The sequence below is a fragment of the Pseudomonas sp. NBRC 111139 genome (genome assembly GCF_001753955.1).
Classification (GTDB): domain Bacteria; phylum Pseudomonadota; class Gammaproteobacteria; order Pseudomonadales; family Pseudomonadaceae; genus Aquipseudomonas; species Aquipseudomonas alloputida.
Map to the genome: position 1 here is coordinate 56549 of NZ_BCBP01000041.1, position 26825 is coordinate 83373.

Consider the following 26825-nt stretch of genomic DNA (forward strand, 5'->3'; position numbering starts at 1 on the left):
CCCGTTCCTACAGGTATCGCGCAGGCTTGAGGCTGATGCAATACCTGTGGGGACAACGGTCTTGCACAACACCTGAAAGCTAGCGCGATCAAGTTGGGCGCGGGCTTGCCCCGCAAACATCGACGGAGCCGGTGCCATTCACCGCGATGGTTTCAGGCATATGCAGTACCTCATGCGCCTATGCAAAGGTCATCCCGTCGGGTGGCCATATCCCTTTGCGGGTACTGCCGGAAAGCATCTGAAATGGCGGTGATCAGCTGCGCATCCGTGATCGGGTCCAGCCCTGGAAAACGCTTGCCATTACAGTCACTGTCATGCGTAAGCACGGCCTCAACGCTGGTGTGGTTATCCCGATAAACCTGCCTGATCGCCCGGGCTTCCTGATCCTTGTCGTCCTCGCATTGCAGGGCATGGTGAATGGCGAGGGCCGCGCCAAACGCCAGGGCCGGGGTTGCAATACCGTGCTTGCGGGCAAGGTCGATGCTGCTGAGGATGCGTTCGTTGCGTTGCAGCTTGCGCAAGGGGTCGCGGCCTACTCGGGCGCACGGGTCTTTGAACGAGGTTTTGCAGCGCTCGAGAAATGCCTCGGCAAAGCGGGTGACCACCTCGGCCATCTGTGGGTATTCGGCCACCAGTGCGGGCGCGACCTCCTGGCGAATCAGGCGCTCGGCCAGTTCACTCACCCGCGCATCGCCCATGCCCTGGCCGACCCAGGCATGGCCCAGCAGGCTGGCGTACCAGGCCACGATGGCGTGCGGGCCGTTCCACAGGCGGTTCTTGATGATCTGGATCTGGGCGATGTCTGGCACTGTCTTCACCTGGCGCAGGCGTTCGAGCAGATCGCTGCCGCGTTCGGCGTAAAGCGGCATGTCGGCTTCGCTGTTGAACAGCACCAGATGCAGCTGGCTCATGGCGCTGCTGGGCTGTGCAAAGGGCCTGAAGTGGCCGATCAGCCGTTCGTACTCTGGTAGCGGCGTTGAAGGTTTGCAGGTGCTTGCGGGCTCGTCTTCCAGGCTGTTCTGGAACATCTGCGACTTGATGCGCAGTTGCCGCACCAGCGCGTCATTGCCCAGTTTGGACACGATGCGGCTGACCACCGTTTCGGCGAAATGGGTCTTTTGCAAAACCTGCTCGCTGATCGCAGGCGGGCACAGTAACGCCAGCTCGGCTTGCACATGACGCCGCACGAACGCCGCACCGCCAACCTTGTTCAGCACGATCAGCAGGGTCAGCTCCCGGCCTCGGCGCTCGAAGCGTTGCAGCAGGCCTTGGGCGATCACCCTGGCCTGGCTTCTGATGGCCTGCTCGGGCAGGCTCAGGCCGATGATTTCGGCAGTGGTGTACATGCCGATCACGGCGTCGTCATCGTCCATGTCGATCATGCGCACGTTGTCGATGGTCTGGTCGAACGATGTGGCACCGTAGCGCACGCTGTAGCGGCCGAAGGCGCTGACGCTTTCGCGCAGCATGCGCGAGCGGGTTGCGGCAATGATTTCACGCGGTCGGGTGTAGCCGTCCCAATGGGAAAATACCTGCGTCAGGTAACCGCCGCCGATGGCGCCGAAACCATGAATGCCCACGCTGAACTGGTTCATCGAGGCCGGGAACGGCTCACTCAATGCAGGCATGCCCAGGTCGGGTACGCACTCGCTCAGGTCGGTGAGAAATTCATGCATGCTGCGGTAGGCTTTGAGCGCGCCCGCCTTGATTTCCGGCGCAGGCGGCTTGATGTCCTCGATCAGGATTGCCTGCCCTTCGGCGCGCATCGCTGACAGCATGCCGTTTTCCGAGTCCTCGACCATGAAGCACTGGCCTGGCTCGCAATTGAGCGCGCGGGCGGCTTTCAGGAAAATCTCGGGGTGGGGTTTGCCTTGGCTGACTTCATCGCCACAAACGGTGATGTCGAAGTACTTCAGCACGTTGGCGTTGATCAGGTATTCCTCGGCGATGGCACGGCGGCTGGAGGTGGCCACTGCCATGGTCAGGCCCGACTTGCGCAGGCGCTCCAGCACCTCCAGCAGGCCGGCCTTGATCGGTACGCCGTGATTGCGCACGTACTCCAGCTCAAGTTCATCGGCGCGTTGGCGGATTTGTGCGTACGGGAAGTCTTCGCCGTTATGCGCCTTGGCGAGGGCTTCGGCCTTTTTTGCGCTCAGGCCCAGCGAGCCAGTCAGGGTCTGCTCGCTCAGCGCTTTGCCGAAGATTTCCAGAGACGCTTGCTTGAGTGTCTTGAAGCGCAGGCGCTCGGTGTCGAAGAGGGTGCCATCCATATCGAAGATGGCGCTGAGAATGTGTTTACCGTGAAAGAAAAGCATTGGCTGTTGCCCCTTGTCGTTGCGTCAGGCATCCCACCTGCAACAGGCGAGAACGGTGTGTGAGCTGCAGTGGAGGCAGTCAGGTCGGGGGCACACGTTCGACGGGGGGACGCTCAGGAGTGACGCAGAGGTAAGGCGGGGCGGAGCGGGGCGTGCAGAGGAGGTTGGCAACCGTTGAGGCGAGGTGGGTAGCGCGTTTGGCCTTGAGGTCACGCCCACTGGCTGCAGTCGGTTTTGCAGGCAGTGGGCGCAAATAGCGATGGATACGTGTGATTCCAAGCATGAGGTGCTTTGCTTCCTTTTCGTCATGGGTGATCCTTTTTCAGCCTTGCACGTATGCGCCGCGACATGCAAGGCTTGGCCTCCCGCTCGCATTGCGCAACAAGGTGAACCCCAATGACCCAAGCTACCGACCAGGCCTTTTACGATCGCGCCGATGCGCACATCGAACTGGCGAACCAGCAGATCGAAAAGTTCGAAGACCTGGGCAAGGTAAGCGCCTCGCTCACCTTCGGTGCCGCGCGCTTCAGCGCCTGGATGAGCGCCCGCGGCTTCAAGAGCGGCGCGGAGCTGGGTGCGGCACGGGAAGAGATTCTGAAGTACTTCTGTGATCAGTACCGGATGATGCTCGAGGACAACCTCGATGAGCATATCGAGCATTTTGACCGGTACATGCTGGGCAAGAACGACTAAGCCAGGTGCGCCGCTCCCCTCAGCGATTTGGCCATTTCTGCAGCAGGATCGAAACGAATTTTTCCGCAGCCGGCGACAGCGATGCGCCGCGCCGGTACACCAGCCCTAGCGTGCGGGTGACTTGCGGCTCGATCAACGGCACGCTCACCAGCGTGGGGTGGTCGGCATTGGGCATGGCCAGGCTGGGCATGGCGGACACGCCCAGCCCGGCCTCGACCATGCCCAGCGACGTGGACAGGTGTTGCACTTCGTAGAACCACTTGGGCCGCAGGTTGAGCCCGGACAACGCATGGTCCAGCAGCATGCGGTTGCCACTCAGGCGGCCGACGCCGATCAGGCGGTAATCAGCCAGTTCTGTCCAGGTAACGGAGGCGCGGTTCGCCAGTGGGTGGTCACGCCGGCAGGCCAGTACAAAGTGCTCCTGCACCAGCGAGACAAACTCGATGTCCGGGTGCTGGCCGCTCATCATGTTGATGCCGAAGTCGGCCTCGCCGCGCAGCACGGCTTCGAGCCCGTCGTTGGCGCTAAGGTCCAGCAGGCGAATGCGGATTTTCGGGTATTGCTCGTTGTAATCGCGGATCACCGACGGCAGGAAGTAGAACGCTGCGGTAGGAATGCAGGCGAGGGTAACCTGACCGGTCTGGCGCTCGGCCAGCTCGCGGATGCTGAGGATCGAGTCTTCAAAATCATCCAGCAGGCGCCTGGCCTTGGGCAGGAAGTCGCGGCCCACGCTGGTCAGGCTGACCCGGCGAGTGGTGCGTTCCAGTAGCGAGGTGCCCAGGCCTTCCTCCAGTTTCTTGATCCGCCGGCTCAGGGCCGGCTGGGACAGGTGAAGCGCTTCGGCGGCCTCATGGAAACTGCCAAGTTCGGCGATTTTCACGAAAGATCTGATGTCTTGCAGCTCATATTCCATAAGAAACCTTCGACTGGCCTGGCGCTATATTGATGTTTGAATCGCAATAATAGCTACGATATTTGCATTGGATTGATTTATCCATCCCTGTCACTCTTTTGCTCACAGCATCAATGATGTCCATTGATCAACAAGAGTGCGAAATCATGCAACGAATTCCTTGCGTACTCATGCGCGGCGGTACCTCCAAAGGGCCGTTCTTCCACGCCTGGGACCTGCCTGCCAATGTGGTCGAGCGCGACGAGTTGCTGATCAACCTCATGGGCTCTGGCCATGAGCTGGAAATCGACGGCATCGGTGGCGGCAGCCCGCAGACCAGCAAGGTGGCGATCATCAGCCCGTCATTGCACGCCGACGCCGACGTCGACTACCTGTTCGTGCAGGTGATGGTCGCACAGCGCCGGGTCGATACGGCCCCCAACTGCGGCAACATGCTGTGTGCGGTTGGGCCATTCGCCATCGAACAGGGGTTGGTAAAAGGCCAGGAAGGCAAGACCTTGGTGCGCATCCGTAACCTCAACACTGGCACCTTCGTCAATTCGTTGGTCGAAACGCCCGGCGGTATCGTGCGCTACGAAGGCCGTACGGCGATCGATGGGGTGCCGGGCACTGCCGCCCCGGTGCACCTGACCTTCCTCGACGCGGTCGGCAGCAAGACCGGCAAGCTGTTCCCCACGGGCAAGGCCCAGGACGTGATTGATGGCGTGCCGGTGACCTGCATCGACATGGCCATGCCGATGATGGTGGTGGAGGCCAGCCAGTTGGGTGTCAGCGGCTCGGAAACCCCGGCTCAGCTGGACGCCAACAGCGCGCTGCTCGAACGCCTGGAAGCGTTGCGGCTGAAGGCCGGAAAGGCCATGGGCCTGGGCGATGTCAGTGGCATGGTCATCCCCAAGCCAGTGCTGGTGTCCAAGCCGCGCTACGACGGCACGCTGCAGGTTCGCTATTTCATGCCGCACAATTGCCATCGTGCCTTGGCGATCACGGGAGCGGTGGGGCTGGCGACTGCCTGCGTCAGCCCTGGCACCGTGATTGTCGACCTGTTGGGCGAAGGCGCGCAGCAACTGGCCGAGGTCCGCCTGGAGCACCCAAGTGGCGGCATCGATGTTGCGCTGACGCGCAGCGGTGCCGAGGGCCAGACGATCCAGGCTTCGGTGGTGCGAACCGCCCGGCGGCTCTTCTCAGGGTTCGTCTACGCCCCTACATTCCGCAGGTTGGCCGGGTAGCTCCAGGCACCGATTCAGACCTGCACATTCGTAACAAGCGCATCCGCACAATTTCAACAATGGGTGATGCCATGAGACTCGCCAAATCGCTGTATTTCCAGATTCTCTGCGCCGTCCTGCTGGGCGTGGTGGTCGGACACTTCTGGGCGCAACAGGCCGTGGCCCTCAAGCCGCTGGGTGATGCGTTCATCAAGCTGATCAAGATGATGATCGCGCCGGTGGTGTTCTGCACCATCGTCACCGGCATCGCCGGCATGACCGACAAGCGTTCCCTGGGGCGCTTGATGAGCAAGACCCTGCTGCTGTTCCTGGGGCTGACGGTGGTCAGCCTGGTGATCGGACTGGCGGCGGTTTACCTGTTCAAGCCAGGTGCCGGCATGAACATCGATCCTGCCACCTTGAGCACAGCGGGCCTGAGCCAGTACACCGCGTCGGCTGCCAAGCTGAGCGTGGTGGACTTCTTCATGCACATCATCCCGGACACCTTCATCGGTGCCTTCAACAAGGGTGAGGTCTTGCCGGTCCTGTTCATCGCCGTACTCAGCGGTTTCGCCCTCTCGTCGATGGGCGAAAAGGGCAAGCCGGTACTGGACGTTCTGGAGTCGGCCTCGACCATGGTGTTCCGCATCTTCGGCTACCTGATGCGCTTTGCCCCGATCGGCGCTTTCGGCGCACTGGCATTCACCGTGGGCCAGTACGGCATTACGTCCCTTGGCGCGCTGGCCAAGCTGGTGGGGACGTTGTACATCGCCTGCGCGTTCTTCGTGCTGGTGGTGCTCGGTGGCATCTGCCGCGCCCATGGCTTCAGCCTGTGGAAGTTGCTGCGCTATTTCCGCGAAGAGTTCCTCGTGGTGCTGGGTACTTCTTCAACCGAGCCTGTGCTGCCGCGCATGCTCGAGAAACTCGAGAAGCTTGGGTGCAAGAAAGGCGTGGTTGGCCTGGTGCTGCCCACTGGCTACTCGTTCAACCTGGACGGTACTGCCATCTATCTGTCGTTGGCAGCCGTGTTCATCGCGCAGGCCTGCAACATCGACCTGAGCCTGGGCCAGGTAGTCACCATGCTGGCGATCATGCTGCTGTCCTCCAAGGGCGCGGCAGGTGTCACCGGCAGCGGTTTCGTGGCCTTGGCCTCGACCCTTACCGTGATCCACGACATTCCCCTGGCCGGCCTGGCCCTGTTGATAGGGGTCGACCGCTTCATGTCGGAAGCCCGTGCGCTGACGAGTCTTGCCAGCAACGCAGTGGCTACGGTGGTGGTTTCGCTGTCGGAAAACGCCTGTGACCGCCAGACGCTGCACAGCCGCCTGAATGGCGAGCCGGTGGTCAGCCCCGTCGCTGAAACGGCCGACTGGGTCGCCGAACCACGCCGCCACGGCTGAGCCTCGACACCCTCAAGCTTTTTACAGGCCCCCACCAGGCGTTGCCGGGTGGGGGTCAGGGGGCCGTCTGCGCTGCAGGTGGCCACATAGACAATAAAAACAAGAGAACAAACCATGCTCGCACTTCTGGGCCTGATCATGGTGGTGACCTTCACCTACCTGATCATGAGTAAACGTCTGTCCCCGATCGTCGCGCTGACCATCGTGCCGATTGTTTTCGCCCTTATTGGCGGTTTCGCGCCAGACCTGGGCAAGATGATGCTCGATGGGCTGAAAATGGTCGCACCGTCTGCCGCGCTGCTGCTGTTCGCCATCCTGTTCTTCGGCCTGATGATCGACGCCGGCCTGTTCGACCCGCTGATCCGCAAGATCCTCAAGCGGGTGAATGGCGACCCGATAAAGATCGCTATCGGCACGGCCTTGCTGTCGCTGCTGGTGGCGCTGGACGGTGATGGCACCACGACTTACATGATTACCTGCGCTGCCATGCTGCCGCTGTACAAGCGCATCGGCATGAACCCGATGATCCTGGCGACCGTATCGATGCTGTCATTGAGCATCATGAGCGGCATGAGCCCGTGGGGTGGTCCCGCCACCCGTGCCATTGCCGCGCTCGGGCTGGATGCGACCGAATACTTCATTCCGATGTTGCCCACCGTAATCGGTGGGGCGGCATGGGTCGTGTTCACCGCCTACCTGCTGGGCCGTGCCGAGCGCCGGCGTATCGGCAATATTGCCCTGGAGTCCGGTGGCGGCAACTGCTACATCAAGGAAATCCTTGGCGACAACCCGCACAAACGCCCGCGCCTTGCCTATGTGAACCTGGTGCTGGTGATCGCCGTGATGACCGCGCTGGTGCTGGGGCTGATGCACGCGGCCATCCTGTTCATGATCGGTTTCGTCGCCGCACTGATGATCAACTACCCGCAGCTGGACCTGCAGAAAGAGCGCATCCTCGCCCATTCGGGCAACGCCATGACCGTGGTGCTGCTGGTGTTCGCCGCAGGCATCTTTGCCGGTATTTTCTCGGGTACCAAGATGGTCGATGCATTGGCCCAGACGCTGGTGGACTGGATTCCGGATGCGTGGAGCCACTGGTTCCCGCTGGTGGTGGCGCTGACCAGCATGCCGCTGACCTTCGTGCTGTCCAACGACGCGTACTACTTCGGCGTTGTGCCGATCCTGGCCAATGCCGCGGCCGCGTACGGCATCGATCCGGTGGAAATTGCCCGCGCTTCGGTGCTTGGCCAGCCGGTTCACCTCATGAGCCCGCTGGTGGCCTCGACCCTGCTGCTGGTGGGCATGGTCGACAGGGATATCGGTGATTTCCAGAAAGCCACCTTCAAGTGGGCCGTGCTCACCTCTCTGGTGATCACTGCGCTGGCACTGCTGACGGGCGCCTTGTCCTTCATGGTTTGAAGCACCCAGGGCGCCGCTCGGCGCCTCGCTGACTCACCCAAGAACAACAACAGAGTAACCATCATGTCCCGATTTCTTTTCCGTGGGGCCACTTGTGGCCTGCTGTGCGGCTGGCTGCCTGTGGCCGGTGCCGCCGGTTTCATCGAAGACAGCAAGCTCAAGCTGCAGTTGCGCAACGTGTATTTCAACGAGAATTTCCGTGACGAGCAGGGTATGAGCGCCCGCGCCGCCGCCACAGCCAAAAGCGAACGGGTGGAGTGGGCTCAAGGCTTTCTGCTCGATTACCAGTCCGGCTTCACCCAAGGCACCCTCGGCCTGGGTTTCGACGCCTTGGGCCTGGTCGGCGTCAAGCTCGACTCCGGCCGTGGGCGCAGCGGCACCGGGTTGCTGCCAGTGCATGACGATGGCCGCGCGGCCGACGAATTCGCCAGCGCCGGTATCACGGCCAAAGCCCGCCTGGGCGGCACCGTGGTCAAGCATGGCACCTTGCTGCCCAAGACGCCGGTACTGGTGTACAACGATGCGCGCCTGCTGCCGCAGACTTACCAGGGAACCCAGCTGACCAGCACCGACATCGACAACCTCACCCTTACCGCCGGCCACCTGGATCGCTTCAAACAACGCGACTCATCCGATAGCACCGGGTTGTACCTGGACGGGTATGGCGGCCCAGCGTCTGGCGACTTCAGCTTCGCCGGTGCTGACTATGCCGTCAGCAAGCAACTGCGCCTGAGTTATTTCCACGGCGAGCTCGAGCATTTCTACCGCCAGGACTTCGCCGGGCTGGTGCACGACCTGCCGCTGGGCGGCGGCGTGCTGACCACCGACCTGCGTTACTTCAAAAGCCGCGACAGCGGTACGGCGTATGGCGGTGGCATCGACAACGACATGTTCAGCGGCCAACTGTCGTACGCCCACTCCGGGCATACCGTCGGCGCAGGTTACCAGGTGCTCGATGGTGAAGCGGGCCTGCCGTATATCAGTGGGGCAACGGTCTATTCGTTCAGCAACGTCGGCATCGGCAAGTTCATCGAAGAGGAAGAGAAGACCTGGATGGCCAGCTACGCCTACAACTTCGCTGCCGCCGGGGTGCCGGGGCTGACCTTCATGACGCGCTACCTGAGTGGCGACAATGGCCGCTCAGGTAACGAGGGCATCAAAGAATGGGAGCGTGACGCCGAGATTGCCTACGTGGTGCAGTGCGGGCCGCTGAAAGGGCTGGGCGTAAAGCTGCGAAACTATGTGTATCGATCAGATTTCGCCCGGGGCCGAGACAGCAATCGCCTTTACCTGACCTACGATATCGCCATCTGGTGATGGCGCAGGCCGGACAAGGTATCCGGCCCTGAACCGCCTGAGGCGCCGTGGCTCAGCGGCGCAGCAGGCGAGAGACCACCAGTGTGACGGCGGCGGTGATGGCCAGTGCGGCGAAGGGCTTTTCCTTGACGAACGAGGACACCGTGTCCAGGGTATCGCCGTAGGTCTTGGTCAACTGGCCTGCGGCCTGACGCGCATCGCCTTCGGCTTCCAGTGCCGGGTCTTCGACCAGGCGACCTACGGCGCTTTGCGCCTTGCCAGCCAGGTCCTCTGCTACACCTTCGATCTGTTCGCGTTTCATGATGGCTTAGTTCCTTCCTGTGAGCGGCTTTGGGTTAACAGCACAGGGTTAGGGCGGTGAATCGCCGCAATGGTTCAAAGCGACTGTTTGTCACCTGCAGGTCATGCGCGCCGGCAAAGGGGCGCACCTGGCATGAGCGCGCGAGGCTAGCGGGCCTTCTTTTCGAGGATTCGTGCCCCGGTCCCTTCCTTGCCCAGCACATCCTCGGGGTTGCGCAGCGGGCAGTCTTCCAGCGACAGGCAACCGCAACCAATGCAGTTGTCGAGGCTGTCGCGCAGTGCTTCCAGTGTGCGAATGCGGGCATTCAGGTCTTCGCGCCAGGCCGTGGACATCTCGCCCCATTGCGCGGCCGTGAGCTTGCTGTTGGGGGCATAACGGCTGAAGGCCTGTTTGATTTCCTCCAGCGCAATACCCGTGCGCTGGGCCACTTTGATGATCGCCAGGGTACGCAGCACCAGCGAGGGATAGCGGCGCTGGTTGCCTGCCGTACGGACGCTGGCGATCAGCCCCTTGGTTTCGTAGAAGTGCAGCGCAGATACCGCCACGCCGCTGCGCTTGGCCACTTCACCCACTGTGAGCATCCGTGTGTTGTCCGCTGCCATGCCTGTTGACCTCAAGTAAAGTTGAGCTTTTATAGTCCTGCCCGATCTTCCCTGCAACCGCTTTCCCTGTGATCGGAGCTGTGCATGAACAAACGGACGTTACTGGCCTGGGCCGGCGCTGTTGCCGGTGCGCTGGCCGCTGCCTATGCGCTGGTGGGAAGCGGCTCGGCGCCACCCGCTGCGGCGGTGTGGCCGGCGACCAAGGTGGCGCTGGCCACGGCCGAGCAGGTGCAACTGGCGCGGCAGCGCTTTGCTTCGGGGGAGTTGGAGGCGGTCAACCAGGTGCAGGTGGCGGCCGAGATGCCAGGGCGTATTACCCGCATCGCCTTCGAGTCGGGGCAGACAGTCGCGGCCGGGCAGTTGCTGGTGCAGCTCAACGACGCGCCCGAGCAGGCCCTTCGCGTGCAGTTGCAGGCCAGGTTGCGTAACGCTGACGTGGTGCTGCAGCGCAGCCGCAAACTGCGCGCGATGAATGCCGTGTCGCAAGAGCTGCTCGACAACGCCGCCACGGCCGTGGACGTGGCCCGTGGTGAGCTGCAGCATGTCGAGGCGCTGATCGCGCAGAAGGCCATTCGTGCACCGTTTGCCGGCAAGCTCGGCATCCGCCGTGTGCATCAGGGCCAGTACCTGGGCGCTGGCGAGACCATCGTCAGCCTGGCCGACATCAGCCAGTTGCATGTGAACTTCGCCTTGGGCGAGCAGGCCGCCCCCGAAGTGCACGCCGGGCAAGTGCTGGCACTGACGGTGGATGCGGTGCGTGGGCAAGACTTCCAGGCGCGGGTGGTGGCGGTCGACCCGGTGGTCAGCACAGCACGCCTTGTGCAGGTACAGGCGGCCTTGTCGAACCCGCAAGGGCAGTTGCAGCCGGGTATGTATGCCGGCGTGCGGCTGGATGCTGCGCAGCCGTCGACCGTGCTGGCCGTGCCGGAAACCGCGATCACCTACACCGCCTATGGGCAGACGGTGTTTGTCGCGACCCAGGACCCGCAGCATGGCACCCGGGTGAGCCGGGTGCAGGTAACCACCGGTGAGCGCTGGCAGGGGCGGGTGGAAATCACCTCCGGCCTGACGCCCGGTGACCGTGTGGTGGTTTCCGGCCAGCTGAAACTGAGTGATGGCATGCCGGTCGAGCCAGTGGCGCAGGACAGCCTGCAGGCCAGCCAGGGAGGGCGGCAGTCGTGAGGTTTACCGACGTCTTCGTGCGCCGCCCGGTGCTGGCGCTGGTGGTCAGCAGCCTGATCATCCTGATGGGGCTGTTTGCCATGGGCAAGTTGCCGATCCGCCAGTACCCGTTGCTGGAAAGCTCGACCATTACCATCAGCACCGAGTACCCCGGTGCCTCCGCCGAGTTGATGCAGGGTTTCGTGACGCAGCCGATCACCCAGGCAGTGTCGTCGGTCGAAGGCATCGACTACCTGTCCTCGTCGTCGCAGCAGGGGCGCAGCCTGATCACCTTGCGCATGGTGCTCAACCGCGATTCGACCCAGGCGCTGGCCGAAACCATGGCCAAGGTCAACCAGGTGCGCTATCGCCTGCCGGAAAAAGCCTACGACCCGGTGGTGGAACTGTCAGCAGGCGACTCCACTGCCGTGGCCTATGTGGGGTTTGCCAGCGACAGCCTGTCGATACCGGAACTGAGCGATTACCTGTCGCGGGTGGTGGAACCGCAGTTCTCCGGTATCGACGGCGTGGCCAAGGTGCAGTCGTTCGGCGGGCAGCGCCTGGCCATGCGCCTGTGGCTGGACAGTGAGCAGATGGCCGGGCGCGGGGTGACGGCGGCGGACGTGGCGCAGGCGGTACGTGCCAACAACTACCAGGCAACGCCGGGCCAGGTGCGCGGGCAGTACGTGCTGGCCGATATCCAGGTGGACACCGACCTGACCCGGGTCGAAGACTTCCGTGAGCTGATCATCCGCAACGATGGCACCGACCTGGTGCGCCTGCGCGATATCGGCACCGTCGAGCTGAGTGCGGCGGCCACGCAGACCAGTGCCACCATGGACGGCAAACCTGCCGTGCACCTGGGGCTGTTCCCCACGCCCAGCGGCAACCCTCTGGTGATCGTCGAGGGTATTCGCCAACTGCTGCCACAGATCCAGCAGACCTTGCCGCCTGGCGTGAACGTGGCGCTGGCCTATGAAACCGCACGCTTCATCGATGCGTCGATCCATGAAGTGCTGCGCACCTTGGTGGAGGCGATGCTGATCGTGGTGTTGGTGATCTGGCTGTGCCTGGGTTCGCTGCGCAGCGTGCTGATCGCGGTGGTGGCCATTCCGCTGTCGATGCTGGGGGCCGCGGGCCTGATGTTGATGTTCGGTTTCAGCCTCAACCTGCTGACCTTGCTGGCGATGGTGCTGGCCATCGGCCTGGTGGTGGACGATGCCATTGTGGTGGTGGAAAACGTGCATCGGCATATCGAGGAGGGCAAGTCGCCGGTCGCGGCAGCATTGGCCGGGGCGCGGGAAATCGCCGGGCCGGTGATCGCCATGACCCTGACCCTGGCGGCGGTGTATGCGCCCATTGGCTTGATGGGCGGGCTGACCGGCACGCTGTTCCGTGAGTTTGCCTTGACCCTGGCGGGGGCGGTGATCGTGTCCGGCATTGTGGCGCTGACCTTGTCGCCGGTGATGAGCTCGCTGTTGCTGCAGCCCGGTCAGCAGCATGGCGCCATGGCCACTCTCGCCGATCGGTTGTTTGGCACGCTGAGCGGGGCCTATGGACGGGTGCTGGCCTACACGCTGGCACACCGCTGGATCAGTGGCGGCGTGGCGTTGCTGGTGTGCCTGAGCCTGCCCTGGCTGTACCTGCTGCCCCAGCGCGAGCTGGCGCCACCCGAGGACCAGGCGGCGGTGCTGACCGCCATCAAGTCGCCGCAGCATGCCAGCCTCGAATACGCAGAACGCTTTGCGCTAAAGCTCGACCAGGTGATGAAGTCCATTGCCGAAACCACCGACACCTGGATCATCAACGGCACCGACGGCCCGGCCGCCAGTTTCGGTGGCATCAACCTCAGCGCCTGGCAGGCGCGCGAGCGTTCCGCCGCACAGGTGCAGGCGCAGTTGCAGCAGGCCGTTGCGGATATCGAGGGCAGCAGCATCTTCGCCTTCCAGGTCGCGTCGCTGCCGGGCTCCAGCGGTGGCCTGCCGGTGCAGATGGTGCTGCGCAGCGCCCAGGATTACCCCGAGCTGTTCCAGACCATGGAAGTGCTCAAGCAACGCGCCCGCGACAGCGGCCTGTTCGCCGTGGTGGACAGCGACCTCGACTACAACAACCCGGTGGTCAAGGTACGCGTGGACCGGGCCAAGGCGGCGAGCCTGGGCATCAGCATGCAGGCCATTGGTGAGTCGCTGGGGGTGCTGGTGGGCGAGCAGTACCTCAACCGCTTCGCCCTGTTCGGGCGTTCTTATGACGTGATCCCGCAGAGTATCCAGGACCAACGCCTGACGCCTGCGGCGTTGAGCCGGCAGTATGTGCGCGCCGAAGATGGCAGCCTGGTGCCGCTAGCCACGTTGGTGCGCCTGGATATCGAAGTGGCACCCAACCGCCTGTTGCAGTTCGATCAGCAGAACGCCAGTACCCTGCAGGCGATCCCGGCCCCGGGTGTATCGATGGGCAACGCCGTGGCATTTCTGGAACAGCTCACCGCCGAGCTGCCACCGGGCTTCAGCCACGACTGGCAATCGGAATCGCGCCAGTATGTGCAGGAGGGCTTTGCCTTGATGTGGGCATTTCTCGCCGCCCTGGTGGTGATCTATCTGGTGCTGGCGGCGCAGTACGAAAGCCTGGTCGACCCCCTGATCATTCTGGTGACCGTGCCGCTGTCGATCTGCGGTGCGCTGCTGCCGCTGGCGCTGGGCTGGGCCACGCTGAACATCTACACACAGATTGGCCTGGTGACGCTGATCGGCCTGATCAGCAAGCACGGCATCCTGATGGTGGCGTTCGCCAACGAGATTCAGGTGCGCGACAACCTCGATCGTGCCGCCGCCATTGTTCGTGCGGCGCAAATACGCTTGCGGCCAGTGCTGATGACCACGGCGGCGATGACTTTTGGCGTGCTGCCACTGCTGTTCGCCAGCGGCGCCGGCGCCAACAGCCGTTTCGGGTTGGGGGTGGTGATTGTGTGCGGGATGCTGGTGGGGACCTTGTTCACCTTGTTCGTGCTACCGACGATCTACGCCTGGCTGGCACGCGATCACCGGGTGAGCACGGCGCGGGCGAGGCAGTTGGTCGAAGCTGAAAGGCAACTGGGGGCGCTTTAGGCGCAACGGCCTGTTCATCAGCTGAAAGTTGAACCATCCCTGTACGAGCGGGTTCAGGCGGGGGAGCGGTCGCGGCGCATCTGGGTGACCAAGGTAAAGCGGTCATCCGGGTGCACGGTCTCTGAGACCGCCATCAGATCACCATTTTCCTCGCGGTATTGGCGGATGATCTTCAGCCCCGGTGAGCCCGCCTCTGCCTTCAGCGCGCTGGCCATTTCCGCTGTCAGCAACACCGCGCGCACCCGCTGGTCGACCACTGCGATTGCCCGGCCATAGTGCTGTTCGATCAACCCGACAATGAGTTGGTCGGGATGCTCGCGGGCCAGTTCGACGACCGCGGTGTAGTCGCGCGGCGCATACACGTCGGTCCAGCACAGCGGCGCGGCAGGGTGCTGCCTGTCGACGCGGAGGCTTGATACGCAGAAGTAATGCTCCCCCGGCACCAGCCCCAGCCTCGCCGCCTCGCTCAGGTCGGCGACAAAGTGGCGCACGTTCTGGATTTCCCGCTGCTGGGTGTCTGCCAGTTGCGCCAGGTCAGCCACACTGGCTAACGACTGCGAATAACCGTCGCGCGGGCTGCTGGCCTCCACGCGTGTGCCCACGCGCTTGCGGCGCGACACCAGCCCTTGGGTGAGCAACTGGTCGATAGCGGCACGCACCGTGTGCCGGCTCACATTGTAAAGGTCGCACAGCTCGAACTCGGTCGGCAGCAGGCTGCCTACTGGGTAGCGGCCGCTGGCAATCGCTTGCATCAAGTCCTTTGCCACGGTGGAGTAGCGCGTCGGGTTCATACCTTTGCTCGGGTTCGCCAATTTCATCGGTTGACAGTGTAACAGCGGCCGAATACCGAACGCTTCGGTCGCCCACAGAGGTCGATACTGCCTTCAATGCTGCTGTCTGGCCCGCAGCAGCAACGCTGCAAGGGCACACCCAACCAATGCCAGGCACGCCAGGTAGAACGCATCACTGTAGGCCATCAGGTAAGCCTCTCGTCGAATGGTTGCCGCCAACGCTTCCAGCATTTGCTGCTGAGGCGGCAGCCAGCTTTGCACCGTCTGGTTGATACGCGCCTGCACGCTTGGCTCGAACAGCGTCACCTGCTCGTGAATGCGCTCACTGTGAAAGCGTTCACGGCTCGCCACCAGTTGCGTCAACCCGGCCGTACCGATGGCGCCACCCAGGTTGCGCAACATCGAGAACACCGCCGAGGCTGAGCCGGCTTCACGCTTGTCCAGCCCGGCCACCGCCAGCACCGATAACGCAACCATGATGAAAGGCTGGCCAATACCGCGCACCACCGTGGACGGGATGATCACGTTGTCGGCACTGTCGGCGCTCAGGCTAGCCCCCAGCCAGCAGCCCAGCGCCATGATCAAAAAGCCGCTGGCGACCATGAACTTGGCACTGGTCCAGCCCATCAGCCGGGGCATCAACGGCGCCAGCAGCAACTGCACCACGCCATAGGCGATCAGCGCCACGCCCACGTCGTGCGCGCTGAACCCCTGCAACTGCGACAGGTAGTTGGGCACCAGGAACACCAGGCCGAACGTGGCAGCGCCAAAGATGAACATCGCCACGCTGGCAACGCCGAAGTTGTAGTGCCCGAGCAAGCGCAGGTTGATGAACGCGCGCTGGCCGAACAGCTGGGTCACCACGAACACCACCAACGCAATGGCAGCGACCACGCTCATGCCGACAATGAGCGGCGAGCCGAACCAGTCCAGCCGACCGCCTTCTTCCAGCACGATCTGCAAGCCGCCCAGGCCGATCACCATGGCCGCGATACCCAGCCAATCACCTTTGCGTAACAGTTCGAGCTTCATCGGCTTGGCTTCGATCGACCAGGCGATGGCCAGCAGCAGTGCAATGCCGGGGAAAAGTTGCAGATAGAAGATCCAGCGCCACGAATAGGCATCGGTCAGCCAGCCGCCAATCGACGGCCCGGCGGCCTGCGCCACGCTGTTGGCCAGGCTGAACAGCGCCATGCCCATGGCCATCTTGCTGGCCGGCAGTTCGGTGATGATCAGCTGGAACGACAGGGGAATCAGCACCGCGCCCGCAGCCCCCTGGATCACCCGGATTACAATCATCGCCTCCAGGTTGGGCGCCCATGAGCAGGCCACCGAGGCGATCAGAAAGATGAGCGAGCCGGTCCACATGACCCGGCGCAGCGAGAACACGTCCACCAACCAGGCCGTCAGCGGAATCATCACGATTTCCGCCACCAGGTAGGCGGTGGAAATCCATGAGCCTTCCTCGAAGCTGGCACCCAGCGAGCCGCGGATTTCCGGCAGGGCGGCGCTGGTGACATGCACGTTCATGCCCGCCATGAAGCAGCCGAACAGGCCGCCAAGCACCGCTACCCAGGCACGCAGCGAGACCGTTTGCTCAGTGCGCATCGGCAACCTCTGCGGGGCGTGTGTCGACTGTACTGACCACTGACATGCCGGGCAGTACCTGCGGGCCATCCAACGGTTTGTCGAGCAAAATGCGCACCGGGAAACGCTGGACGATCTTGGTGAAGTTGCCGGTGGCATTGTCCGACGGCAGCAAGGCGAAGACATTGCCCGAGGCTGGCGAAAAACTGGCCACATGGCCATGCAGTGGCTGGCTGGCGAAGCTGTCTACATGTATTTCTACCGGTTGCCCAGGGCGCATGCGGGCCAGTTGGGTTTCCTTGTAGTTGGCCACTACATAGGCCTGCTGTAGGGGCACCACAGCCAGCAGCGGCTGGCCCGGCACCACGTACTGGCCGGTGCGCACGCGGCGTTGGCCGACCACGCCGGTGATCGGCGCGCGGATCACCGTGTCCTGTTCGTCTTGCTCGGCAAGCTGTTGGTAGGCCAGGGCGCGTGCCAGGGCCGCTGCCCGTTGTTGCAGCTCGGCCTCGGCCTGGGCTGACCGGGCCTTGGCCATGGCCAGTTGAGCGCGTTGCTGGCGCAGCGCGGCCTGGGCACCTTGCCGTGCGGCTTGTGCCTGGCTTGCATGGGCGCTGGCGGTTTCCAGGCGCTGCATGGTCGCTGCATCGTCACGCACCAGGCCACGGTAGCGTTGGACATCCAGTTCACTGCGGCGCTGTTCGGCGGTGGCGCTGCGCACGACGGCCTCGGCCTGCAGGATGGCTTGCTGTTGCAGGTCGATGCGCTCGGTCGCTACCTGTTGGCTGGCCTGGGCGGCGGCCAGTGCCGCCTGTGCCTCGGTCACGCCAGCCCGGGCCTGGTCGAGGCGGGCGCGGTAGTCGCGGTTTTGCAGGCGCACCAGCACATCACCGGCTTTCACCGGCTGGTCGTCAGCCACCTCGACCTCGGCTACGTAGCCCGGCACGCGTGGGCTCAGGGCCACCCAGTCGGCGCGGACATAGGCATCGTCGGTGGTTTCCAGATAGCGGCCGGTGCTGAACCAGTAGCTGGTGAAGGCCAGCAGGGTGATTGTGGCCAGGCTGCCGCTGGCGATGACTGCCAGGCGGCGACGGGTTTTAGCGCTCGGCCGCTGTTCAGTTTCGGCGGGTGAGGGTTTGTCTACGGCAACATTCATGGTTGGTTTCCATTCTCGAATTGGGCCTGCTGGCTGTCCGTTGTGGGAGCAACTGTCTTGCTCAATTTCTAAAAGCTGGCGCGATTGGTGGGGGAGCGGGCTTGCCCGCGAACACGGGCGACGCCCGTGCTATCCACCGCGGTGTATTCTTCGCGGGTAAACCCGCTCCTACAGTGGGCGGTGCTCGCTGCTGGTCTTGCGTCTCGCTACCACCGCCCGCCCAGCGCGCGGAACAGGTTTACCTGCGCTTGCGCCAGGCGCCCTCGGGCTTCTGTGTGGCTGGCCCGCAGGCTGATCATTTCGCGCTCGCTGTCGAGCAGGGCCAGCCCGTCCACGGTGCCGGCACGGTAGTTACCCTGGGCCAGGGCAAAGCTGTGCTGGCTGTGCGCCAGGGCTGCCTCCAGCGCCTGCAACCGTTGTCGCTCGCCGTCGTAGCGGGCCAGTGCCTGGCGCACGTCTTTCAGCGCGCTCAGCGCCACGCCGTGGTAACGGGCGACCTGCGCCCGCTGCAATGCCTCGGCCTTGCTCACCCGTGCGCGGTTGGCCTTCAGGTTGGGAAATTCCCAGCGGATTAGCGGGCCAATGCCGAACATCACCGCGCGGCTGGCGCCGAGGTTGGCAAGGTGATGGTCCGAAGACGTCAACGAAGCGCCGAAGCTGACCTTTGGGTAAAGGTCAGCCCGCACGATGTCGGTCTCCAGGGTGGCCGCCTGCAGTTCCCGTTCGGCCTGGCGCACATCTGGCCGGCGTTCGAGCAAATGCCAGCCATCGCCAGCCGGCAGCGGCGCCGACAGCGTGGGGATGGCTACGCAGGTCGTGGCTTCGGCCACCGAGGCCTGGCCACTGAGCATGCTCAGTTCGTAAAGCGCCATCTGCCGCCGGGCTGAGAGCATCGGCAGTTGCGCACGCACCTGCTCCCGCAAGCCCAACAGGCGCTCGCTGTCGAGGGCAGTGGCCACACCGGCCTGGCGCTGACGCTGGCTGAGTTGCACGCTGTGGTCGAGGGTTTGCAAGGCCTGCTTCGCTGCCTCCAGGCGAGCCGCGTAGGTGCACTGGTCGATGTAGGCGCGGGTGGTCTGGGCGACTACCTGCAGGCGTACCAGGTCTAGTGCCGCAGCGCTGGCTTCGGCTTGCACCCGGGCACGTTGGATGGCGGCGCGTACCTGGCCCCAGATATCCACCTGATAGGCCAGCTCGATGCCCGGGTTGAATTGCCATTGTGACGGCGCGTTGCTGTCGGTCGCCTCGGCCAGCGTCTGGTCATCGGCGCTTCTTCCATAGGTAGCGGCAACGCCCATCGCGGTAGACGGCCAGCGCCTGGCGTCGAACTCGCCGATGCCGGCCAGCATGGCCTGCACGTTGGCCTCGGCCTGTGCCAGGCCTTGGTTGTGCGCCAGGGCTTGCTGTACCCAGCGGTTGAGTTGGGGGTCTTGATACAGTGCCCACCAGCGTTCGGGCAGGGGCTGTTTGCTGACGCCGGCCGGCATGTTCGCCAGCGGGTCTGCCTGCAGCGCTAGAGGGGGTTCGGCAGGCGTGGGTTGGTGGCCGCACGCCGCGAGTGCAGCGAGCATGCCGAGGGCTGTGGCAAGCCGGGCAGGGCCTGGAAATGAGTGCAGTAAGGGCATCACGATTGTCGCTCAAAGGTCGTGATGCGAGGTTAACGAGGGTTGCATGGGCGTCGCTGTCGCAAGCGGGACAACCCTGCGCGCAAGCGGGACAACCTGAGGCTCAGTGCTCGCGCGCGGTACCGTTTTGCCAATCACTCGGTGCATGGCCGAGGATGCGCTTGAACATGGCAGTAAATGCACTGGCGCTCTGGTAGCCGTGCTCCAGCGCAACGTTCAGGATCGGCTTGCCATCGGCCAGGCACTGCTGGCTGAGCATCACCCGGGCACGGGCGCGCCATTGGCCATACGACATGCCCACCTCGCGCTGGAACAGCCTGGCCACACTGCGGGCACTCATGTTCAGTTGTGCGCCGCATTGCTCCAGGGTCAGGTCCTGGGCCGGGTCCTGCAGGAAGCGCTCGCACCAGGCACGCAGGCGTGCGTGCTGCGGCGTAGGGACGAAGGCATCGATGCGCCGGGCGGCGGCGAGCTCGTACAGGATCAGCGCCCGAGCATGCGCGCCGTCGCGCAGGTTCAGCACCCGTGACGCCGCCAGGATCAGTTCGCGCAGCAGGCCGGACACGACGATGACCTGGCAGCGTTCGATGTGGGCATCGAGCAGCAAGGTGCGCAGGTAGACCACGCCCTCCATGCGGATGGCATGGCTGACCCCCGCAGGCATCCACAAGGCATGCCCGCCGGGGATCACCCAGCTGCCGCCCTCGCTGCTGACCCGCATCACGCCGCTGGCGGCGTAAATCAGCTGGTCTTCGGCGTGGCAGTGGCTGGCCACTTCATCGCCGTGTCCGTAGTCCATTTCCAGTGCTTGCATGCAGGTTACCCTCGTTATTGGATCCAATTATATCGAGGCGAACCTGTGCCGGGTTGCGAAGTGTGGGCGGCGAGCGAATTGCCATGGTTACAAATCGCAATAAGGCGATTGTTTATGGTTAATTATTGCTGTGAAGTTAGAGGCATCAGCTTGAAAGTGGTGAATGTTGTTAAATCCAGACATCGCTCTGTGCTGTGCGATCCCCCCCTTCATGACCGGTATTCAGAATGCCCCGCGGTTCGATCATCATCAGTTTCGCTTCGCCTTGCGCGGCGGTCCGGTGCTCGACGCCGCGTGGCACCACATAGAGTTCCCCTGGGTTCACATGCACGCAGCCATCCGGCAGGTCGATACGCAGCGTGCCTTCCAGCACCAGGAATGCTTCGTCGGTCTCCGGGTGCGCGTGCCAGATGAATTCGCCTTCGATGCGCACGACCTTGAACTGGTAATCGTTCATCTCGGCAACGACCCTGGGGCTCCATTGCTGTTCGATAAGCGCGGCCTTGTGGACCAGGTTCACTGGCAGGGAGGGGTGTGGGTGACGGGATTCAGGCATGACAGTTCCTCGGAAAGTGGAGTGGTCAGCCTATCGCGCCGGGCGAGTCCGGTTCTTGTACGATCCTGCACGCCTGCTCCCACGGGATACGCGGGCGACTGCGGTTTCTCAGCGTGACGCTCGCAAACGCTCCAGCCAGCGTAAGGGCGGTACGCCGTAGCAACGGGTGAAGTGCCGGGTCATGTGGCTCTGGTCATGAAAGCCTGCGGCAAGGGCTGCCTCGACCAAGGTGAAGCCGTCCAGGATCATTCGGCGAAAGCTGTCGAGGCGGCGCAGGGTGACAAAGCGATAGGGGCTGGTGCCGTACAGCGTGCGAAAGTCACGCGACAGGCTCCAGCGTTCGCGGCCGCTGGCCTGTTCCAGCATGTCCAGTGTTATGCCCACATGCAGGTGTTCCATGATGAAGGCCCGGGCGCGTTCGGCTGCCTGGTAATCCAGGCGCTTGCGCCCGCGCGGCTTGCCGCCGACGGCCCGCAAGGCGATCGCCAGGTCATACAGGGCGTCCTGTTCTTCCAATGGCTCCAGCGCGTGGTCCACTGCCTGCACGAACGCTTCGCTGGCGTGGTACAGGCGAGGGTCGCTGGACAGCCCACCAGCGATGAAGGGCAAAGGCTGACCACCCAGCACGTTCTGGATCAGTGCCGGGTCGACGTAGGCCATGCGGTAGCGAAAGCCTGCGTCGGTGCCGGCCATGCCGTCATGTAGTTCGTCCGGGTGCAACACCAGCGTGTTGCCCGGTATGCCGTGGCGCAGCGAACCCTTGTAGTGGAAGCTTTGCACGCCAGCCAGCGTGCGGCCGATCGAATAGGTATCGTGGCGATGCGGGTCGTAGCCGTGGCTACCGAACCAGGCTTCGATACGCTCGATACCGCCCGGTTGGGCACTACGGATGACCCAGTCGGACGGCGGTAGGGGCTTCGCTTTACGGGCCATCGCGATGAGTGCCTCCTGCTCACGCCCGGGTGGGCAAGCTCATGTGCAGCAAAGGGAACGGGCGACCTTCGCCATCCAGCGGTGAACGGCCGGTCTGAACGAAGCCATAGCGCTGGTAGAACGCTGTTGCCTGTGGGTTCTGCTCGTTGACATCGACACTCATCGCACTGCGTGACTGGCGGCCGAAATCCAGCAGTGCACGGCCAATGCCCTGGCGGTGGTGCGCTGGGTCGACGAAGAGCATTTCCACATGGTTTTCATTGAAGCCGATAAAGCCCAGTGGCTGGTCATCGGTGTCTACCGCAACCCACAGCTCCACGGCCGGGAAGTACACGTCGCGCAGCTGTGGCAACAGTGCGTCGATGTCGGAGGGTTGCAGGAAGTGGTGCGTCGCGCGAACAGCACGCAGCCAGATGTCGAGCAGCTGCGGGTAGTCTGCAGCGATGCCTTGGCGAATGATCATGGTGTCATCCTGAGTGTATTGATGGCGGATGGGCGCGCCAGTGAGCGGCGGCCATGCAAGTGTCGGCATCATGAATGACCGCTTCGCGAGTCAACGCCTGGGCGGTGCACGGCAGGGGAGGCCGGAAGGGAAGAGCGCGGAAGATTACCCCGGTCGCGCAGTAGGGGGCAATGGCGATCGCATAGGGTGCAGTGCAGGTTTCGACTCGGCTAGGATGCATGTCGATGCCGGAATTGAACCCGAACAACAAGCACGGCCCGGGAGCACCCATGAACCGCAACGAACTGCGCAAAGCCGATATCAACCTGATGGTGGTGTTCGAAGCGCTGATGCAGGAGCGCAACCTCACCCGTGCCGCGGAGAAGCTGTTCGTCGCCCAGCCCACGGTCAGCGCCGCGCTGGCCAGGTTGCGTGCGATGTTCAACGACCCGTTGCTGGTTCGAGTGGGCAACCGCATGGAGCCCTCGGCCAGGGCCGAAGAGGTGATCAAGTACCTCACGCCAGCCTTGGATGCGATGTCTGTCGCCCTCAGCATGACCCATGATTTCGACCCGCTGACCAGCAAGATGACCTTCCGCATCGGCTTGTCCGATGATGTCGAGTCGGGCCTGCTGCCGCCGCTGTTGCGGGCGCTGCGGGTGGAGGCGCCGAACGTGGTGGTGGTCGTGCAGCATGTGGACTATTGGCGCATTCCGGACCTGCTGGCGGCGGGCGATGTGACGGTGGGTATCAGCCAGACCAAGGGCCTGCCCGCCAATGCCAAACGCAAGGTGCTACGCACTCTGCAAGCCAGGGTAGTGCGGGCCGACAAGTCCAGCACGCCGCTTTCACTGGATGAGTTTTGCCAACGTCCGCATGTCCAGGTTTCGCCAACCGCCAACACCCAGGGTGTGGTCGATGACTGGTTGAAAGACATCGGCCGTGAACGCAAGGTGGTGTTGTCGGTGCCGCAGTTCAGTTCGCTTCCGGCGATTCTGGCCGGTACCGACCTGCTGGCCTGTTGCCCGGACTATGCCGCACAGGGTATGGAACGCTGGGGCAACCTGCAGGCCGAGACGCTGCCGTTCGAGACTGCTGCACTGGAGCTGGCCATGGTCTGGTTGAGCACCACCGACAGCGACCCGGCCGAGCGTTGGCTGCGTAGTCGCCTGGAGCACTACATGGGCGGACTACGGGAAGCGGTCATGGGATGATGGCTTTGCATCGTGCTGCACCTGGCTGCCGATGAAGTGAAAGTGTCGCAGATGTACCCGCGCGCCGGGTGCAGTTTGATCAGTCACTTTCGTTGGCCTGTTGAGGTGCAGAGCGCTTGCGTGGTTTTTTCGCCGGCCGCTTGCCGGGCTTGAGCTGCCAGCGGTCGGCGTTGGCGAGCAGGCGTGCCTGGATTGCGGGTGGGTAGTCGTCCAGGGTTGTCACGGGGGGGACCGGCTTGCCGGGCAGGCCGGCCTCGCGGATGACCTTCGGCCAGCGCGGTCGCCAGCACAGCAGCAGGCTGAGCCAGTGGCCGGCGCCGATGATGACGAACGCGGGCCAGACAAACAGCAGCGCAACTTTGAACAGCCAGCTGCTTTTGCGGAAGAAACGCCCAAGGCCTTCGAACTGGGCGCTGAATGCCTGGAGGGGTGAGGGTAGCTGGGTGCTCAGGCGGGGGCGGGGGACGGCGTGTGGGCCTTCTTCCATGTAACGACGGATGAATTCCCACTCATCACGCAGTTCGCTGCCGCCTTGGCCTTGTTTGCCCAGCAGGGCCATTTCCATGTGGGGCAAGCCGGTGCGGCTGGGGGGCCAGACCAGGCCTAGTCGCATGCCGATGCTGAGCGGATCGTCCTCTTGATAAGTAGATGTGCTGCCAGTTTCCCTCCATGGAAATGTCACTATTCCACCACAGTAAGTGGGGCGGTGCAGGTGGACTTGTTGAGTCTTTCTGTTGAAGCGAATCAGTAGGTGTCTGCTTGTAAATAGCTCGAGGCGTGTAAGGTGGAAACCATACCTGAGATAGAGGTAAGTGAGGCCGGCGCCAATCAAGAGTGCGAGTGTATTAAGTAGGATGATGGGTATGTTGAACTCAGGTAGGGCGGAGATGTTGAAAACTAAAAAACCATGTGTCAGTTGTGCCCATGCATAAATAGTCGGAGCTACTCCTCCGAGCGTCATAAGCGTGATCAGGCCGCGTTTTTCTTCCGACCCGCCGCAGCGCATGTCGAAATATGTTTCGTTGAAAGCGTAAATGGGACCCCGAGTATGCGGGTGCTCGCTTGCAGACTTGAAGCTAATATCCAGATCCACGACGCTCACGTTACTGTCAGATCTTTTATCTGGCAGGCTCCTCTGCGCATAGTCTGCTTTGCAGGAAGCACTTGACTCAGTGGCCATTTTCCAAAAGCCCCACTCAATCAAAAACATTAAATTACCTCGCTAAAGGCAGAATGCAGTGCGGGGAGTTCGTCGTTTATATCGTAGGCATCTGCGTCTTTATTAATGCGATAAGTGCTTCGTTTGCACCATTTTTCGAGTGCGTCGTCTTCAAGGATGAGGATGATCACTGTCATGACCAGACCAAGCCAGAAGGCGCCCAAGACTAATCGAGCTAATAATAGTCGAGCTGCCTGTGTGCCAAGTTTTCCTGCGAGTACACTGGCTGAGCGGCTCAGGCTATGGATGATTTTTGATCTGCTATTCTTTGATAAATGATCGAATAACGGCTTCGCAATGGCGATGGCGCTTCCTAGCTCGGCTAACGAAAGCGCTATGGTTGCCGTGGCTCGCGTTACATACGTGAAAGCTAAAATACCAGACTTGTATGCCGGATGGTTCTTGGAGGTGCCCAGCAACTCGTTGAGATGTCTGGAACTGTCCGAATAATCCCACCACGCGAGTACCAACCCCCCGGTGCCAGCTAAACTGGCGCCCCATAGTTTCAAACGCCCTAAAGCGGCCGCTGCTCCTCGTCCGGTCACACTGTTCGCGCCGTACCGCGCGACCACCTGGTCCACATAGCTGGCTCCAATTTCAAAGCCCGCCGCAGCCGTAGTCATCGCGGCCGCCAGGAGTTCGGTCTTCACCCGCGCATCACTGTCAGGCAGTTCGCGCGCTTTGAAGGCCATCAGCATCCCCTCCAGCAGGCACACCAGCCCGGAGACACGCACTTTGTAGAAGTCACTGTTACGGGCCTGCATCAACCCTTCAGCCCAGGCCTGGTCGAGGTACCTTGATACCTGGCCTGCACTGCGTTGTGGGTTAATGGGCTGCCCGCTACGTGCAGCTTCACTCAGGCGAATATCGACAGCCGCTTCATGCACCGAAGCGAACAAGGTCAGCCGCAAACCCTGGTGCAACGCGCGGTCCATGCTGTTGGGGGTCGCGGTGCGCAGCACTTGCCGCCCCAGCGCGACGTACCAGGCATACAGGCCGATGCTGGCCGTGCTGCTCTGTGCCTGCATCTGTTCGTACAGGGTGTTGATGCGCCCAAAGGCATTGGCAGCGGCATGGGCTTGCCGGGCAAGTGCTTCCGGCAGGGCGAAGTATGACGCTGACGACGGTTCGGCCTTGGCGGCTTCCAGCAGCGCCGCCAGTTCTTCCCGCAGGTCCTCCTGGTTGTAGGTGATGCCGCGTATTGCCAGGTTGCCCCGGTCTGCTACGTCGCTGCGCCACCAGTGGTCCAGCACCTTTGTACCCCCTTCACTCAACTCCATGCCGATCACGCACTGGCCGGTCTGTTCGGCAAAGGCCAGGCCGTTGATGAGGTCGGCGTTGTCGTAGCGGTCCAGCGCCTGCAACAAGCGTTCGCTGACCACCCAGCGGGTATGGTCCTTGGCGCGGTCCTCGGCGGCTTGCTGGGCGTGTTGCATGGCCTGCTCGAAACCGTCGAGCTGATCGTGCATGGCCTGGCGGTCGACCAGGTGGCCGTATTTCTGGTCGAACCGCTTGCGGAACTCGCCGGCATCCTGGCGGGCCTGGACTTTGCTGCGGACCTCGCGCTCGAACTGCGCCAGGTGGGGCTTCATGCGTTCATCATGGGCATCGGCCTGTTGATTGGCCCGTTCGGAGAACAAGTAGATCTCGGGATGCAGGTGGGGCTGGTTGCGGACTTTTTCGGCCATGACTTCGCGCTTGACGATCTGCTCGGCCACCATCTGCGGGTAGAGTTTTTCGATTTCCAGGAACGACTGCGCGACCAGCAGCTTGCGTTCGTTGTCCACCCCGGGTTCCACGGTGCGCGCCAGCCACTGGGTCTTCACATCCTCGACAGCGGCGTTGCGCCAGGCGTTGAGCTCCTGGGTGATCCCGATGGCGTCTTCGATGACGATGGCGGCGCCACGGGGTTTGCTGTGGTTCACCAGCGGTGCCAGCGCTTGGCGTGATGCGTGCGGCGAGACGATCTGGTCGTTGTTGAACGGCTGCAGGTCCAGCAGTGCCTGCAGGTCTGCATCGTTTTGTGCCTTGAAGTCGGCTACCCAGTTCAGTTGGTCATGC

At 62.9% G+C, this 26825-nt stretch carries 22 protein-coding genes; 8 read left to right on the plus strand and 14 right to left on the minus strand.

Annotation, left to right across the window (positions count from 1 at the left end; genetic code table 11):
- Nucleotides 1–170 precede the first annotated feature (170 nt).
- Nucleotides 171–2315 (minus strand): bifunctional mannitol-1-phosphate dehydrogenase/phosphatase, encoded by a 2145-nt coding sequence (gene mtlD, locus BJQ17_RS16790; protein WP_070096355.1) that lies wholly within the window; start codon nt 2313–2315, stop codon nt 171–173.
- Between the two features lie 396 nt (nt 2316–2711).
- Between mtlD and BJQ17_RS16795 the strand changes: the two genes are divergently transcribed.
- On the plus strand, nt 2712–3008 hold the full coding sequence (locus tag BJQ17_RS16795; protein WP_019752160.1) for a DUF3144 domain-containing protein: 297 nt from the start codon (nt 2712–2714) through the stop codon (nt 3006–3008).
- Between the two features lie 19 nt (nt 3009–3027).
- On the opposite strand, the gene BJQ17_RS16800 is transcribed toward BJQ17_RS16795, so the two are convergent.
- Entirely contained in the window at nt 3028–3921 is an 894-nt protein-coding gene (locus BJQ17_RS16800) for a LysR family transcriptional regulator (protein ID WP_003247268.1), read from the minus strand.
- A gap of 146 nt (nt 3922–4067) precedes the next feature.
- Here BJQ17_RS16800 and BJQ17_RS16805 point away from each other — a divergent pair, with 146 nt between their 5' ends.
- The 4 genes from BJQ17_RS16805 to BJQ17_RS16820 all read left to right on the plus strand — a co-directional run bounded on the left by BJQ17_RS16805 (nt 4068) and on the right by BJQ17_RS16820 (nt 9262).
- Complete coding sequence (locus BJQ17_RS16805; protein WP_080756776.1) at nt 4068–5147, plus strand: 4-oxalomesaconate tautomerase; 1080 nt, start codon at nt 4068–4070, stop codon at nt 5145–5147.
- A 71-nt stretch (nt 5148–5218) separates the two neighbouring features.
- Nucleotides 5219–6526 carry a dicarboxylate/amino acid:cation symporter gene (locus BJQ17_RS16810; RefSeq protein WP_070096362.1) on the plus strand — a complete coding sequence of 436 codons (1308 nt, stop codon included), beginning with the start codon at nt 5219–5221 and terminating at the stop codon, nt 6524–6526.
- 114 nt (nt 6527–6640) lie between these two features.
- Complete coding sequence (locus BJQ17_RS16815) at nt 6641–7945, plus strand: CitMHS family transporter (RefSeq protein ID WP_012053210.1); 1305 nt, start codon at nt 6641–6643, stop codon at nt 7943–7945.
- A gap of 63 nt (nt 7946–8008) precedes the next feature.
- The gene (locus BJQ17_RS16820) at nt 8009–9262 is read left to right on the plus strand and encodes an OprD family porin (RefSeq protein ID WP_070096356.1); all 1254 of its coding nucleotides are present in this window, start codon (nt 8009–8011) and stop codon (nt 9260–9262) included.
- 52 nt (nt 9263–9314) lie between these two features.
- Here BJQ17_RS16820 and BJQ17_RS16825 read toward each other — a convergent pair whose 3' ends face one another.
- Nucleotides 9315–9563 (minus strand): CsbD family protein, encoded by a 249-nt coding sequence (locus BJQ17_RS16825; RefSeq protein ID WP_070096357.1) that lies wholly within the window; start codon nt 9561–9563, stop codon nt 9315–9317.
- A gap of 146 nt (nt 9564–9709) precedes the next feature.
- Nucleotides 9710–10165 carry a redox-sensitive transcriptional activator SoxR gene (gene soxR, locus BJQ17_RS16830; RefSeq protein WP_004577443.1) on the minus strand — a complete coding sequence of 152 codons (456 nt, stop codon included), beginning with the start codon at nt 10163–10165 and terminating at the stop codon, nt 9710–9712.
- A gap of 84 nt (nt 10166–10249) precedes the next feature.
- Here soxR and BJQ17_RS16835 point away from each other — a divergent pair, with 84 nt between their 5' ends.
- Nucleotides 10250–11347, plus strand: coding sequence for an efflux RND transporter periplasmic adaptor subunit (locus BJQ17_RS16835; RefSeq protein ID WP_003247277.1), 1098 nt, complete (start codon nt 10250–10252; stop codon nt 11345–11347).
- On the plus strand, nt 11344–14427 hold the full coding sequence (locus tag BJQ17_RS16840; protein ID WP_070096358.1) for a MexW/MexI family multidrug efflux RND transporter permease subunit: 3084 nt from the start codon (nt 11344–11346) through the stop codon (nt 14425–14427). The genes BJQ17_RS16835 and BJQ17_RS16840 overlap by 4 nt, the downstream gene beginning before the upstream one ends.
- A gap of 53 nt (nt 14428–14480) precedes the next feature.
- On the opposite strand, the gene BJQ17_RS16845 is transcribed toward BJQ17_RS16840, so the two are convergent.
- From BJQ17_RS16845 to BJQ17_RS16880, 8 genes are all read right to left on the minus strand, one after another.
- A complete protein-coding gene (locus tag BJQ17_RS16845; RefSeq protein WP_003247279.1) occupies nt 14481–15218 on the minus strand; it encodes a GntR family transcriptional regulator in 738 nt (245 codons plus the stop codon).
- Nucleotides 15219–15311: 93 nt separating this feature from the next.
- A complete protein-coding gene (locus tag BJQ17_RS16850) occupies nt 15312–16826 on the minus strand; it encodes a DHA2 family efflux MFS transporter permease subunit (RefSeq protein ID WP_003247280.1) in 1515 nt (504 codons plus the stop codon).
- Nucleotides 16816–17961, minus strand: coding sequence for an HlyD family secretion protein (locus BJQ17_RS16855; RefSeq protein WP_070096359.1), 1146 nt, complete (start codon nt 17959–17961; stop codon nt 16816–16818). Before BJQ17_RS16855 ends, BJQ17_RS16850 begins: the two co-directional genes overlap by 11 nt.
- A gap of 206 nt (nt 17962–18167) precedes the next feature.
- The gene (locus BJQ17_RS16860) at nt 18168–19586 is read right to left on the minus strand and encodes an efflux transporter outer membrane subunit (RefSeq protein WP_083285074.1); all 1419 of its coding nucleotides are present in this window, start codon (nt 19584–19586) and stop codon (nt 18168–18170) included.
- A gap of 103 nt (nt 19587–19689) precedes the next feature.
- Nucleotides 19690–20400 carry a helix-turn-helix transcriptional regulator gene (locus tag BJQ17_RS16865; protein WP_003247284.1) on the minus strand — a complete coding sequence of 237 codons (711 nt, stop codon included), beginning with the start codon at nt 20398–20400 and terminating at the stop codon, nt 19690–19692.
- Between the two features lie 169 nt (nt 20401–20569).
- Nucleotides 20570–20956 carry a cupin domain-containing protein gene (locus tag BJQ17_RS16870; RefSeq protein WP_003247285.1) on the minus strand — a complete coding sequence of 129 codons (387 nt, stop codon included), beginning with the start codon at nt 20954–20956 and terminating at the stop codon, nt 20570–20572.
- A 108-nt stretch (nt 20957–21064) separates the two neighbouring features.
- A complete protein-coding gene (locus BJQ17_RS16875) occupies nt 21065–21889 on the minus strand; it encodes an AraC family transcriptional regulator (RefSeq protein WP_004577449.1) in 825 nt (274 codons plus the stop codon).
- A 19-nt stretch (nt 21890–21908) separates the two neighbouring features.
- On the minus strand, nt 21909–22352 hold the full coding sequence (locus tag BJQ17_RS16880) for an acetyltransferase (RefSeq protein WP_003247287.1): 444 nt from the start codon (nt 22350–22352) through the stop codon (nt 21909–21911).
- A 269-nt stretch (nt 22353–22621) separates the two neighbouring features.
- On the opposite strand from BJQ17_RS16880, the gene BJQ17_RS16885 reads away from it, so the two are divergent.
- Complete coding sequence (locus BJQ17_RS16885; protein ID WP_064490993.1) at nt 22622–23545, plus strand: LysR family transcriptional regulator; 924 nt, start codon at nt 22622–22624, stop codon at nt 23543–23545.
- A gap of 79 nt (nt 23546–23624) precedes the next feature.
- On the opposite strand, the gene BJQ17_RS30165 is transcribed toward BJQ17_RS16885, so the two are convergent.
- Together BJQ17_RS30165 and BJQ17_RS16895 are read right to left on the minus strand one after the other, a co-directional pair.
- Nucleotides 23625–24755, minus strand: coding sequence for a DUF6708 domain-containing protein (locus BJQ17_RS30165; RefSeq protein ID WP_083285075.1), 1131 nt, complete (start codon nt 24753–24755; stop codon nt 23625–23627).
- Nucleotides 24755–26825, minus strand: a 2071-nt coding sequence (locus BJQ17_RS16895) for a T6SS effector BTH_I2691 family protein (protein WP_256559785.1), incomplete at its 5' end; no start/stop codon positions are given. The genes BJQ17_RS16895 and BJQ17_RS30165, both read right to left, overlap by 1 nt.

What these genes read in the sequence shown, in the direction of transcription:
- mtlD (WP_070096355.1), bottom strand. Translation starts at nt 2,315, where the DNA reads ATGCTTTTCTTTCACGGTAAACACATTCTCAGCGCCATCTTCGATATG.
- BJQ17_RS16795 (WP_019752160.1), top strand. Translation starts at nt 2,712, where the DNA reads ATGACCCAAGCTACCGACCAGGCCTTTTACGATCGCGCCGATGCGCAC.
- BJQ17_RS16800 (WP_003247268.1), bottom strand. Translation starts at nt 3,921, where the DNA reads ATGGAATATGAGCTGCAAGACATCAGATCTTTCGTGAAAATCGCCGAA.
- BJQ17_RS16805 (WP_080756776.1), top strand. Translation starts at nt 4,068, where the DNA reads ATGCAACGAATTCCTTGCGTACTCATGCGCGGCGGTACCTCCAAAGGG.
- BJQ17_RS16810 (WP_070096362.1), top strand. Translation starts at nt 5,219, where the DNA reads ATGAGACTCGCCAAATCGCTGTATTTCCAGATTCTCTGCGCCGTCCTG.
- BJQ17_RS16815 (WP_012053210.1), top strand. Translation starts at nt 6,641, where the DNA reads ATGCTCGCACTTCTGGGCCTGATCATGGTGGTGACCTTCACCTACCTG.
- BJQ17_RS16820 (WP_070096356.1), top strand. Translation starts at nt 8,009, where the DNA reads ATGTCCCGATTTCTTTTCCGTGGGGCCACTTGTGGCCTGCTGTGCGGC.
- BJQ17_RS16825 (WP_070096357.1), bottom strand. Translation starts at nt 9,563, where the DNA reads ATGAAACGCGAACAGATCGAAGGTGTAGCAGAGGACCTGGCTGGCAAG.
- soxR (WP_004577443.1), bottom strand. Translation starts at nt 10,165, where the DNA reads ATGGCAGCGGACAACACACGGATGCTCACAGTGGGTGAAGTGGCCAAG.
- BJQ17_RS16835 (WP_003247277.1), top strand. Translation starts at nt 10,250, where the DNA reads ATGAACAAACGGACGTTACTGGCCTGGGCCGGCGCTGTTGCCGGTGCG.
- BJQ17_RS16845 (WP_003247279.1), bottom strand. Translation starts at nt 15,218, where the DNA reads ATGAACCCGACGCGCTACTCCACCGTGGCAAAGGACTTGATGCAAGCG.
- BJQ17_RS16850 (WP_003247280.1), bottom strand. Translation starts at nt 16,826, where the DNA reads ATGCGCACTGAGCAAACGGTCTCGCTGCGTGCCTGGGTAGCGGTGCTT.
- BJQ17_RS16855 (WP_070096359.1), bottom strand. Translation starts at nt 17,961, where the DNA reads ATGAATGTTGCCGTAGACAAACCCTCACCCGCCGAAACTGAACAGCGG.
- BJQ17_RS16860 (WP_083285074.1), bottom strand. Translation starts at nt 19,586, where the DNA reads ATGCCCTTACTGCACTCATTTCCAGGCCCTGCCCGGCTTGCCACAGCC.
- BJQ17_RS16865 (WP_003247284.1), bottom strand. Translation starts at nt 20,400, where the DNA reads ATGCAAGCACTGGAAATGGACTACGGACACGGCGATGAAGTGGCCAGC.
- BJQ17_RS16870 (WP_003247285.1), bottom strand. Translation starts at nt 20,956, where the DNA reads ATGCCTGAATCCCGTCACCCACACCCCTCCCTGCCAGTGAACCTGGTC.
- BJQ17_RS16875 (WP_004577449.1), bottom strand. Translation starts at nt 21,889, where the DNA reads ATGGCCCGTAAAGCGAAGCCCCTACCGCCGTCCGACTGGGTCATCCGT.
- BJQ17_RS16880 (WP_003247287.1), bottom strand. Translation starts at nt 22,352, where the DNA reads ATGATCATTCGCCAAGGCATCGCTGCAGACTACCCGCAGCTGCTCGAC.
- BJQ17_RS16885 (WP_064490993.1), top strand. Translation starts at nt 22,622, where the DNA reads ATGAACCGCAACGAACTGCGCAAAGCCGATATCAACCTGATGGTGGTG.
- BJQ17_RS30165 (WP_083285075.1), bottom strand. Translation starts at nt 24,755, where the DNA reads ATGTTTTTGATTGAGTGGGGCTTTTGGAAAATGGCCACTGAGTCAAGT.